This is a genomic window from Porphyromonas sp. CAG:1061 (genome assembly GCF_000435035.1).
GTDB lineage: Bacteria > Bacteroidota > Bacteroidia > Bacteroidales > Porphyromonadaceae > Porphyromonas_A > Porphyromonas_A somerae.
Map to the genome: position 1 here is coordinate 1 of NZ_HF988853.1, position 10,711 is coordinate 10,711.

Annotated in this window: 10 protein-coding genes; 4 read left to right on the forward strand and 6 right to left on the reverse strand. The window is 50.8% G+C overall.

The genetic code is table 11. The annotated features are described in order from the left end of the window. The 6 genes from QVO39_RS01175 to QVO39_RS01200 form a co-directional block, all read right to left on the reverse strand. Positions 1-701: SulP family inorganic anion transporter (locus QVO39_RS01175; RefSeq protein WP_288171374.1), on the reverse strand; the 701-nt coding region annotated here is incomplete at its 3' end. A 91-nt stretch (positions 702-792) separates the two neighbouring features. Beyond that, a complete protein-coding gene (fabG, locus tag QVO39_RS01180; protein WP_021902665.1) occupies positions 793-1,542 on the reverse strand; it encodes a 3-oxoacyl-[acyl-carrier-protein] reductase in 750 nt (249 codons plus the stop codon). Between the two features lie 14 nt (positions 1,543-1,556). Beyond that, positions 1,557-2,141 (reverse strand): TetR/AcrR family transcriptional regulator, encoded by a 585-nt coding sequence (locus QVO39_RS01185; protein WP_018028738.1) that lies wholly within the window; start codon positions 2,139-2,141, stop codon positions 1,557-1,559. A 4-nt stretch (positions 2,142-2,145) separates the two neighbouring features. Next, entirely contained in the window at positions 2,146-3,471 is a 1,326-nt protein-coding gene (gene der / locus QVO39_RS01190) for a ribosome biogenesis GTPase Der (RefSeq protein ID WP_021902666.1), read from the reverse strand. Between the two features lie 22 nt (positions 3,472-3,493). Next, positions 3,494-4,390, reverse strand: a complete 897-nt coding sequence (era, locus tag QVO39_RS01195; RefSeq protein ID WP_021902667.1) for a GTPase Era — start codon at positions 4,388-4,390, stop codon at positions 3,494-3,496. A gap of 22 nt (positions 4,391-4,412) precedes the next feature. Next, positions 4,413-5,432: a beta-ketoacyl-ACP synthase III gene (locus tag QVO39_RS01200; protein ID WP_021902668.1), complete on the reverse strand. Its 1,020-nt coding sequence runs from the start codon at positions 5,430-5,432 to the stop codon at positions 4,413-4,415. A 219-nt stretch (positions 5,433-5,651) separates the two neighbouring features. Here QVO39_RS01200 and QVO39_RS01205 point away from each other — a divergent pair, with 219 nt between their 5' ends. The 4 genes from QVO39_RS01205 (at position 5,652) to fabD (ending at position 10,616) form a co-directional block, all read left to right on the forward strand. Further along, positions 5,652-6,086, forward strand: a complete 435-nt coding sequence (locus tag QVO39_RS01205) for a YkvA family protein (protein WP_018028742.1) — start codon at positions 5,652-5,654, stop codon at positions 6,084-6,086. A 411-nt stretch (positions 6,087-6,497) separates the two neighbouring features. Continuing rightward, on the forward strand, positions 6,498-8,816 hold the full coding sequence (topA, locus tag QVO39_RS01210; protein ID WP_021902669.1) for a type I DNA topoisomerase: 2,319 nt from the start codon (positions 6,498-6,500) through the stop codon (positions 8,814-8,816). Further along, on the forward strand, positions 8,813-9,559 hold the full coding sequence (gene tsaB, locus QVO39_RS01215; RefSeq protein WP_026161843.1) for a tRNA (adenosine(37)-N6)-threonylcarbamoyltransferase complex dimerization subunit type 1 TsaB: 747 nt from the start codon (positions 8,813-8,815) through the stop codon (positions 9,557-9,559). The genes topA and tsaB overlap by 4 nt, the downstream gene beginning before the upstream one ends. Before the next feature lie 196 nt (positions 9,560-9,755). Then, the gene (fabD, locus tag QVO39_RS01220; RefSeq protein WP_021902670.1) at positions 9,756-10,616 is read left to right on the forward strand and encodes an ACP S-malonyltransferase; all 861 of its coding nucleotides are present in this window, start codon (positions 9,756-9,758) and stop codon (positions 10,614-10,616) included. Positions 10,617-10,711 lie beyond the last annotated feature (95 nt).

Genomic DNA, 10,711 nt, shown 5'->3' on the forward strand with positions numbered 1-10,711 from the left:
GCCTCAATAGTGTAGCGGTCACCGATATTCTCTGGACGAGCAATTCCGAGATAGCCGAGCAGCACGCTCACAAGGGTGAGGACGATCAGAGCAATTAGCGAACTCGGTAGATTTTTATTGATCTTCGGCACCAACACAATGATCGCAATGGCAACAAGCCCAAATAGGAGTGCCATCCACGAGGTAGTGCCAAAGGCACCGAAATAGGCTTCCCACTTACCGAGGAAGTCGCCTGGGAGGTCGGTGACTTGTAGTCCAAATAGATCCTTGACCTGTGTAGTAAAGATAGTGACAGCGATACCAGCAGTAAAGCCGACAATAATAGGGTAGGGGACAAACTTAATCAAAGAGCCAAGTCGTAAGAGCCCTAGCAGCACCAGCATCACTCCTGCCATCAGTGTGGCGAGTGCTAGTCCGTCAATGCCATGCTTCTGGATAATCCCAAAGACAATAACGATAAAGGCACCCGTAGGACCTCCAATCTGCACTTTGCTCCCGCCTAGTAGCGAGACAAGAAAACCTCCGATGATGGCGGTAATCAATCCCTCGGTAGGAGAGACACCACTGGCGATACCAAAGGCAATGGCGAGCGGTAGTGCTACCACACCTACTATGATACCAGCGGTAAGGTCTTTGAAAAAGGTCTCCTTATTATAGTCCCTAAGATCCTTAAATAGTTGTGGGACAAGTCTATTTTTCATAATGGGTAAGTAGTAAATAGTTACCTGATCATAACGTGTAGAAATGGTAGGCAGCTAAAGCTATCGTACCTCACGATAGGGGGAGAGGGGGTTACATCACCATGCCTCCGCAAACATTGATGGTCTGCCCAGTAATGTAGGAGGCAGCATCGGAGGCGAGGAAAGCCACCACTTGGGCTACCTCTTGTGCCTCTCCAGGGCGGCGTAGGGCAATCGACTTGCTCCACTCAGCCACCACCTTTTCATCTAGCACATCGGTCATATCGGTGCGGATAAAGCCAGGGGCTACTGCATTGATGCGGATGCCTCTCGAGCCTAGCTCCTTCGCTGTCGATTTGGTAAATCCAATCAGCCCCGCCTTGGAAGCTGCATAATTGGCTTGCCCAGCATTGCCCGTCACGCCTACAACCGACGAGATATTGATGATGGCACCACTGCGGGCCTTCATCATCGGCATTGTGACCGCCTGAGTAAGGTTGAAGGCACTCTTGAGGTTCACCCTCAGCACATCGTCCCACTGCTCCTCCGTCATACGCATCAGCAACGTATCCTTGGTGATCCCAGCATTATTAACCAGAATATCTATCTTGCCAAACTCCTTGAGCACCTCCTCCACAAAGAGTTTCGCTGCGGCGTGGTCGGCGGCATCAGTGGCATACGCCTTTACCTTTACCCCGAGCTGACCCAGCTCTTCCTCCAGGCTACGGGTGTTCTCATTGAGCGAGCGACCAGTAAAAGCTACATCGGCACCCAGCTTTGCCAGTTCGGTAGCTATGGCTCTGCCGATTCCTCTACTTCCTCCCGTTACGATGGCCACTTTGCCCTTTAGTATTTCATTCATAAATCTATTGCTTATTATTTTTGTAATCCTTCCATCAGTAGGCTACGCACCACCCGATAGGTCTGCGTCACCGCCTTTTCTGTACGACCCAATTGACCGCGTATAAAGGGCACCTCCAGCCCCTTCAGGCAAGCGTGGATCAGCACGGCACTCGTGCGGATATCTATCTGCCTAAAAGAGCCATCTGCCACACCATCGGTCAGAATCTTCTGTATCAATCGACGCTCCAGCACATCAAACCGCATTCGGGCTCGCTCCACCGTAGCAATGTCGTTGAAAAACTCCGCCTCTAGGGTGCCATTACGCTGTACCACCTCATTGACCGCCCGCTCCCGCTTGGCTATAAAGAGCATCAGCTTTGCAATGCCATTCATCGGCTGGTCCACAAACTCCTTCAGCTCCTCGTAGAGCACCTGTAGCTCGCCTTGAATCACAGCAAGGTACACATCACTCTTAGTGCCGAAGTAGTTGTACAGAGTGCGGCGTCCCTTGCCCGCTGCTACGGCGATTGCATTCATCGTAGTAGCGTGGTAGCCTTGCTCCGCAAAGAGGTCTCTAGCGACCTCTATAAACTTCTGTCTAGTTCTATCTATCGCCACCGCCTTACTTTTTATCTCTGATGAATATATTGATCGGCGTACCCGAGAAGTCCCAGTTGCTACGCACTTGATTCTCTAGAAAACGCTTGTAAGGCTCCTTGACCCACTGAGGTAGGTTGCAGAAAAAGACAAAGCTAGGCACCTGCACCTTGGGGAGCATCGTCACATACTTTATCTTGATGTACTTCCCCTTATTGGCTGGTGGTGGTGTCTTCTCAATGATAGGGAGGAGCGTGCTATTGAGCTTGGCGGTAGGGATACGCTTCTTTCGCTTGTCAAAGATCTCCTGAGCCAGGTCTAGCACCTTCAGGATACGCTGCTTCTCTGTTGCCGAGATAAATAGAATCGGGAAGTCCACAAAAGGAGCCAGACGCTCGCGTATCGCCTCCATATATCCATTCATCACCTTTTGGCTCTTCTCCTCTATCAAGTCCCACTTATTGACGCAGACAATTAGCCCCTTCTTATTCCGCTGAATAATAGAGAAGATGTTGAGGTCTTGCCCCTCAATCCCCTTCGTGGCATCCAGCATCAATATGCAGACATCGCTATTCTCAATCGCACGAATACTCCGAAGTACCGAATAGTACTCCAGATCCTCATTCACCTTGCCCCGCTTACGGATACCAGCCGTATCCACCAGGCTAAACTCGTGTCCGAACTTATTATAATGCGTGTAGATAGAGTCGCGAGTGGTGCCTGCAATGTCGGTGACAATGTGTCGCTCCTCGCCCAGAAAGGCATTGATGAGCGACGACTTCCCCGCATTGGGTCGCCCTACCACTGCGATACGAGGGTAGTTGAGCTCCTCTTCCTCCTCATCGCTCGCCTCGGGCAGCGACTTCACTAGTAGATCCAAAAGTTCGCCAGTCCCTGTGCCGTTAATGGCCGAGATAGGAATTGGGTCGCCCAATCCCAGCTTGTAAAACTCCGCCGCATACACCTCCATATTGAAGTTGTCCGACTTATTCGCCACCAGAAGCACCGGTTTGCTGGTCTGCCTCAAGAGCTGAGCAATCGACTGATCAAGGTCGCCCAAGCCCGCCTGTATATCTACCATAAATAGGATCAGGTCGGCCTCCTCGATAGCGATCTCCACCTGCCGATTGATCTCCTCCTCAAAGACATCGTCCGAGTTGTCCACCCAGCCACCAGTATCTACTACCGAAAAGTTGACCCCATTCCACTCCGACTTGCCATATTGGCGGTCACGAGTAGTACCAGGCTCGTCAGTAACGATAGCAGTGCGACTCTTAGTTAGCCGATTGAATAGCGAGGACTTCCCCACATTGGGCTGCCCCACTATAGCTACCAAATTATTAGTTGCCATATCTTATACCTCTCTTTCTTTCTTAATCCAATTTATATCCGAAGTTGCGGAGCATCTTGTCGCTGCTCCTCCACTCCTTCTCTACCTTCACGAATAGCTGTAGGAATACCTTCTTATCAAAGAAACGCTCAATATCCTGCCTCGCCATCGTGCCAAGCTTCTTAATCGCTGCCCCCTTGTGCCCTATCAAGATACCCCTTTGCGACTCTCGCTCCACAAAGATATTAGCAGCGATACGGATGAGGTTTTCCTCCTCCTTAAACTCCTGCACCACCACCTCCGTGGCATAAGGGATCTCCTTTTGGTAATAGAGGAATACCTTCTCCCGAATAATCTCCGAGACAAAGAATCGAGCCGGCCGATCGGTGAGGGCATCCTCCTCAAAGTAGGGGGGCGAATCGGGCAGAAGTGCCTCTACACGCTCCGCAATATAGGCGATGCCCGCTCCGTGCAGTGCTGCTACGGGTAGCACCTCAAGAGCATTGGGCAGAAGTGACTTCCAAGTCTGCACCAGCTCCTCTAGCTTTTCGGGCGTCGATAGATCCGCCTTATTGATCAGCACCAATACCGGCACCTGTAGCTCCCTCACGTCGGAGAGAAACGCCTCGTGCTTCTTAGGCTCCTCTATCACATCGGTGACATAAAGCAGCACATCGGCATCCCCCAAGGCACTCTTCGAGAAGCCGAGCATCTGCTCCTGCATCTTGTAGGCGGGATCCACCACTCCTGGCGTATCGCTATAAACCACCTGCACTCCTGGTTTGTTTACAATGCCGATGATCCTGTGGCGCGTCGTCTGTGCCTTATTGGTGATAATACTGATCTTATCCCCCACCAACTTATTCATCAAGGTCGACTTACCCACATTCGGGTTGCCTACCAAATTGACAAATCCCGACTTGTAACCTCCTTCACTCATTATTAGTATCCTCCCATTTTTTTTATTGACCGATCTTATCGCCATCATACCCCCACTTGAGGTAGATAGAGCCCCACGTGTATCCAGCACCAAAGGCGGTGAGGATCAGATTATCGCCCTTGCGGAGCTTACTCTCCCACTCCCATAGACAGAGTGGAATCGAGACCGAACTGGTATTGCCATAGCGGTCAATATTCACCATCACCTTATCCAGTCCCAGACCCATACGCCGTGCTGTAGCATCGATGATCCGCATATTGGCCTGATGAGGCACCACCCACGCAATATCCTCAAAGGTGAGCCCATTCCGCTCCATCAGCTCCACAGAGCAGTCGCCCATCTCCGTCACCGCCTCCTTAAAGACATGGCGACCATCTTGATGCACAAAGTGCAGACGCTGCTGTACCGTCTCCTCACTTGGAGGGAGGGTCGATCCACCTGCTGGCATAATCAGATGCTCCCGACCATCGAAATTGCACTTAATGAGGGCATCCATAATACCTACCTCCTCCTCGGTTGGCTCCAAGATAGCACAAGCTCCCGCATCGCCAAAGAGCGGATAGGTATTACGGTCTTCAGGGTCGGTGATAGCACTCATCTTCTCAGCAGCCACCAGAAGCACCTTTTTGTACAGACCACTCTCCACAAATCCCCTTGCAATCTGCAATCCATAGATAAAGCCAGGGCAGGCCCCTTGGAAGTCAAAGCAGGGCACACCAGAGATGCCACACTCACTAGCAATCACAGAGGCCGTAGTGGGGAAGTGGTAGTCGGGCGTGTTGGAGGAGCAGAGCACCAAGTCAATCTCCTCAGGTTGAACCTTGTGCCGTGCCATCATATCCTTCACCGCCTGAATGCCGAGGTACGACGATCCCGCCCCCTCCTTATTGAGCAACCTCCGCTCCTTGATTCCTACACGAGTGGTGATCCACTCATTGCTCGTATCTAATCGCTGAGCGATCTGCTCATTGGTGAGCACCTCGTCTGGGACATACCCGCCAATGGCTGTGAGGGTGGCAAATCTTTTCGTCGTCTTATTCATCTCTTACCTATGCTATGATTTAAAATAAATTATCATTTCTGCAGAAGTGAGCAATCTTGATAAGTCACTTCTGATGCCACAAAGATACCAAAATATTTCCATTTGTTTGGAAAGTGTGCAATCGGTTACTTACCTCCTTGTGAGGGACGATATTTGGGAGGGTGGCTCAAAATGTGTAATATTGCACTAGATATAAATACCAATGAATAGATAAGTAGTATGGGAATATTGAGATGGACAAAGCGTGCAGGTAGCCTATGGACAGTGCTAAAACAAGCGGAGCCACAGGACTTCACTAAGTACAGTAGTCACTTCAGCGAACTCTCCTTTATGCAGAAGGTGAGTAGAGTGGGGGAGCTACTGGGGGATACGGTCTTGATGCCCGTCCTCAAGCTATACTATATATTGATGGAGCCTAGTGTCCCCAAGCAGTCCAAGCTCTATATCATGGGGGCGCTCGGCTACTTTATACTTCCTATTGACCTACTGCCCGACTTTATTCCTGGGCTACTAGGTTTTTCCGACGACTTAATCGTGGTAGGTATCATCCTCAAGCAGGTGCGTAAGTATGAAACCCCACAGATCCACGCCAAGGCGGAGCGCCTCCTCCGTAAGCTCTGCCCCCTGAAAAGAGAGACGCAACCAGCCCTCTAACCCTTTCTCCCTCATTGTCAAAAGGGGCATCTCCTCAATCGGGATCCTATCGACTGTCCGAAACGTCCGTTACGCATCGAATGATGCTGAAATATAGGTGGTTGAGAGTGGTTTTGTAACTATTTGATACCCAGATATATATTTGGGCGTTTATCGAGTTGCAACTAAGCAATCGGTTAGTTGCAACTAAGCATTTGCTTTGTTGCATCTCGGCAATTGCTTAGTTGCAACTCGGTTTTTGCTTAGTTACAACTCATTTTTTTTCTCTCCTTGACCAGAGGGTAACATCTCATACAATAATGCCTTCCTGTGGGGGTGGTTTTTTGTCTAGTTATATATAATGTGTACTTTTGCAAATCCAATAAATGTTGGGCATAAGAGTATTGAGAGAATAAAAATTTAGATAAAGATATGGGAAGTAACCTCGTGATAGTGGAGTCACCCGCTAAGTCAAAGACCATTAGCAAATTTCTAGGTAAGGACTACCAAGTCCTCTCTAGCTATGGGCATATCCGTGACCTTAAGACCAAAGGGATGGGTGTGGATATTGAGAATAACTTTGAACCGCAGTACGAGGTCTCTGAGGACAAGGAACGAGTGGTTAAGGAGCTGAGAAGTGCTTCCAAAAAAGCTGAGAGAGTGTGGCTTGCAAGTGATGAGGACCGCGAAGGAGAGGCGATAGCATGGCACTTAGCCGAGGTGCTTGGATTGGATAAGAAGGCTAAGAATAGGATCGTATTTCACGAGATCACCAAGTCGGCAGTAGAGCACGCCCTCGAAAACCCTCGTGCTATTGATGAGCAGATGGTTGATGCTCAGCAAGCTCGCCGTGTACTGGATAGGATTGTAGGCTTCGAGCTGAGCCCAGTGCTTTGGCGCAAGATTCGTCCTCAGCTTTCGGCAGGTAGGGTGCAGTCGGTAGCTGTTCGGATTATTGTGGAGAGGGAGCGAGAGATTACCGCCTTTGAGCAAAAAAGCAACTTCCGGATACGGGGGTTGTTCATCACCACGAGCGGGGAGAAAGTGGTGGCAGAGGTGGCGAAGCGACCTGAGACAGAGGAAGAGGTAAGGGAAATCCTCAACGCCCTCATTGATGCCAACTACAGTGTGGGTAAGATAGAGGTGAAGCCGACCAAGCGCAAGCCAGCAGCTCCCTTTACCACCTCTACCCTACAGCAGGAGGCTTCTAGGCGGTTGGGCTATCCAGTAGGTCTCACCATGCGACTAGCTCAGAGCCTATACGAAGCAGGGCATATTACTTATATGCGTACCGACTCAGTCAATCTATCCGACTATGCCATTGCCACTAGTTGTGCCCTCGTAGAGCAAGCCTACGGCAAGGAGTATGTCAAGGCCCGTCGCTATAAAGTCAAGACCAAAGGTGCCCAAGAGGCGCACGAAGCGATTCGCCCCACAAATGTGGAGGTGGAAATTGCTGGAAAGAATAAGCAAGAGCGTGCTCTATATGAGATGATCCGCAAGCGGACGCTTGCCTCACAGATGGCAGATGCTGAGCTGGAGAATACCACAGTACAGATATTGAGTGGCACTCCTACACAGTTCGAAGCCAAGGGTGAGACGGTCACCTTTGATGGCTTCCTCAAGGTGTACCTAGAGGGGCACGACGATGAAGATGCCGAGGAGGAGACTGGCCTTCTGCCACGCCTCCAAACTGGCGACCCCCTCTTGAGTGAGGAGGTGGTAGCACGCGAGCGCTTTGCACAACGACCCCCTCGCTACACGGAGGCATCGCTGGTAAAGCGATTGGAGGAGCTCGGGATTGGGCGTCCTTCTACCTACGCACCTACCATTCAGACCATCCAAAAGCGAGAGTATGTGGTGAAGAAGTCTATCGATGGCGAGTCTCGCAATTATGTAGAGCTCAAGCTAGAGAAGGGAAAGGTAGCCAAGCGTACCAAGAAGGAGGTCTATGGGGCAGACAAAAATAAACTCTTCCCCACCGACACAGGGCTGGTGGTCACCGACTTCCTCGTGGAGTACTTTCCCCAAGTATTGGACTACAACTTTACCGCACGGGTAGAGGAGGAGTTTGACGAGATCGCGGCAGGCAAAAAGAAATGGAATAGCGTCATTGCCACCTTCTACGACCTCTTCCACGATAATGTAGAGGGGGTGATGGCAGAGAAGAGCGACCATAAGGTGGGCGAACGCATCCTCGGTGAAGACCCCAAGACTGGAGAGCAAGTATCGGCTAAGATCGGGCGCTTTGGTCCGATGATACAGATTGGTATTGCCGACGAAGAGGGCAAAAAGCCACGCTTCGCTTCCATCCCTACCAATCTCTCACTCGAGACCATTACCCTGGAGGAGGCGCTCAAACTATTCGACCTACCTCGTACGCTTGGTGAGTACGAGGGGGATAAAGTCGTCGCCAGTATTGGTCGGTTTGGTCCTTATGTCCGCTTTGGTAAGCTATTCGCTAGTATTCCAAAAGATCTTTCACCCTACGAGATCACCCTTGAGGAGGCAAAGCCGCTCATTGATGCCAAGAAGGAGCAGGAGCGTAATAAGTTCATCGCCTCCTTTGGCGAAGGCGATGAGGTGGTAGAGGTACTCAATGGTCGGTGGGGACCTTATCTTAAGTATCAAAAGAATAACTACAAGATCCCCAAGACGACGGATGCTAAAACACTCACAGAGGAGCAGGCACGCCAAATAATCGCCGAAACGGCAGCAAGTGGGGCTAAGAAGAAACGTAAAAAGAAATGATGAAAAAGAGATATATCCTACTCCTAGATAGCTCTACCGACTACTGCACAGTGGCTCTGGCAGAGGAGGGCGATACTCCAATGATTATCGCTGAGGCTGAAGAGACCGACCGCTCAAGGCAGTCGGAGCGATTGGCAGTGATGGCACAGGAGGTGCTTTCACAGCTACCCCAAGGCAACGAGCTATCAGCTATCTGCGTCGCTGAGGGACCTGGAAGCTACACTGGGCTTCGCATCGCGGCAGGATATGCCAAGGGTTTGGCTTTTGCCAAAGGGGTTCCCCTCCTCGCTATATCCACTACTCAGCTTATAGCCCGTAGTTACCTCGCCCATGAGGTGGCATCTGAGGAGGCACTATTGATGCCGATGATCGATGCCCGACGTATGGAAGTTTACTCGGCACTTTATACCGCCAAAGGGGAGCCAGTATCCGATATCGCCGCATTGGTATTGACCGAAGAGGAGACGCAAGCCTCTATCACCGAGTTGGTAGAGCAGCACCCCGTAGTCTACTTCGGATCGGGTGCCGAGAAGGCGCAGGAGTTATTCCAGAGCCTACTACCGGGAAGTCGGTACGTAGTCAATATCTACCCCCACGCCAAGTATATGGCGAGCGATGCCTTTCGACTACTAGAGGCCGGAGAACACCTCGACGTCGCCTACTGGGAGCCCTTCTACCTCAAAGAGTACCAAGCCAAAAAGTCCCTCAATAAAGTACTCGCCCAGCTCCTCCCCAATAAATAAGCTAGCGCGAGCTTTATCGGACAGGTCAGACAAGTCGGACAGATCGGACGGCACGTAGATAAGTACTACGAAATCCGACTTGTCTGACCTGTCCGACTTGTCCGATAAGGTACCCCCTCATAGATATTTGGGAGATAATGCGTACCTTTGCGATGTATTATAATTAAGTAAAAACAAATTAGAAAGAAAGATCTTTATGGCATTACGCGCATCAGTATTCCCAGGACAAGGAGCTCAGTTTGTAGGTATGGGGCAGGACCTCTACGAGAGCAACGCCGAAGCAAAGCAGCTATTTGAGCAAGCCAATGAGATACTTGGCTTCCAAATTACCGATACTATATTTCATGGCACCGAGGAAGAACTTAAGCAGACCAAGGTGACCCAGCCAGCGGTATTTATCCACTCCTACATCTCTGCCAAGGTGAGCGACGAAGGGTGCAGTGCCGATATGATGGCAGGTCACTCTCTAGGCGAGTTTACAGCGCTCGCTGCTTCTGGAGCTCTCTCCTTTGAAGATGCACTGAGACTAGTGAGCAAACGAGCTCAAGCGATGCAAAAAGCGTGCGAGCAAGCTCCCTCCACTATGGCCGCCATTATTGGACTGAAAGATGAAGAGGTGGAGCAACTCTGTGCCTCTGTCCAAGGTGAGATCGTAATCCTTGCCAATTACAACAGCCCTGGCCAAGCGGTGATCTCGGGTTCGGTAAAAGGTGTACAGCAAGTATGTGCACTGGCGAAAGAGGCGGGTGCTAAGCGTGCCTTGCCCCTCAATGTGAGCGGAGCCTTCCACAGCCCCTTTATGGAGAGTGCTAGAGAAGAGTTGGAGGCAGCGATCAGAGAGACCCACTTCAAGGCGCCTAGCTGCCCTATCTATCAGAATGTCGATGCCCTCCCCCATACCGACCCTGAGGAGATTCGCCACAACCTTATCATGCAGCTCACAGCACCAGTTCGCTGGACGCAGACCATCCTCAATATGCACAAGGATGGAGCAGAGAGCTTCACTGAGTACGGCCCCGGTAAAGTGCTCCAAGGTCTGATCAAGCGCATCCTCTAACCCCCGCCACTCCCACTTGTGATGTGAGGAGCCAAAAGCCTAAGTTCTAAACCGAAGCGCAATTTTTTGAGGTACTAGGGACTGCCTTTTTCACG

What these genes read in the sequence shown, in the direction of transcription:
- topA (WP_021902669.1), top strand. Translation starts at nt 6,498, where the DNA reads ATGGGAAGTAACCTCGTGATAGTGGAGTCACCCGCTAAGTCAAAGACC.
- QVO39_RS01200 (WP_021902668.1), bottom strand. Translation starts at nt 5,432, where the DNA reads ATGAATAAGACGACGAAAAGATTTGCCACCCTCACAGCCATTGGCGGG.
- der (WP_021902666.1), bottom strand. Translation starts at nt 3,471, where the DNA reads ATGGCAACTAATAATTTGGTAGCTATAGTGGGGCAGCCCAATGTGGGG.
- fabD (WP_021902670.1), top strand. Translation starts at nt 9,756, where the DNA reads ATGGCATTACGCGCATCAGTATTCCCAGGACAAGGAGCTCAGTTTGTA.
- fabG (WP_021902665.1), bottom strand. Translation starts at nt 1,542, where the DNA reads ATGAATGAAATACTAAAGGGCAAAGTGGCCATCGTAACGGGAGGAAGT.
- tsaB (WP_026161843.1), top strand. Translation starts at nt 8,813, where the DNA reads ATGATGAAAAAGAGATATATCCTACTCCTAGATAGCTCTACCGACTAC.
- QVO39_RS01205 (WP_018028742.1), top strand. Translation starts at nt 5,652, where the DNA reads ATGGGAATATTGAGATGGACAAAGCGTGCAGGTAGCCTATGGACAGTG.
- era (WP_021902667.1), bottom strand. Translation starts at nt 4,390, where the DNA reads ATGAGTGAAGGAGGTTACAAGTCGGGATTTGTCAATTTGGTAGGCAAC.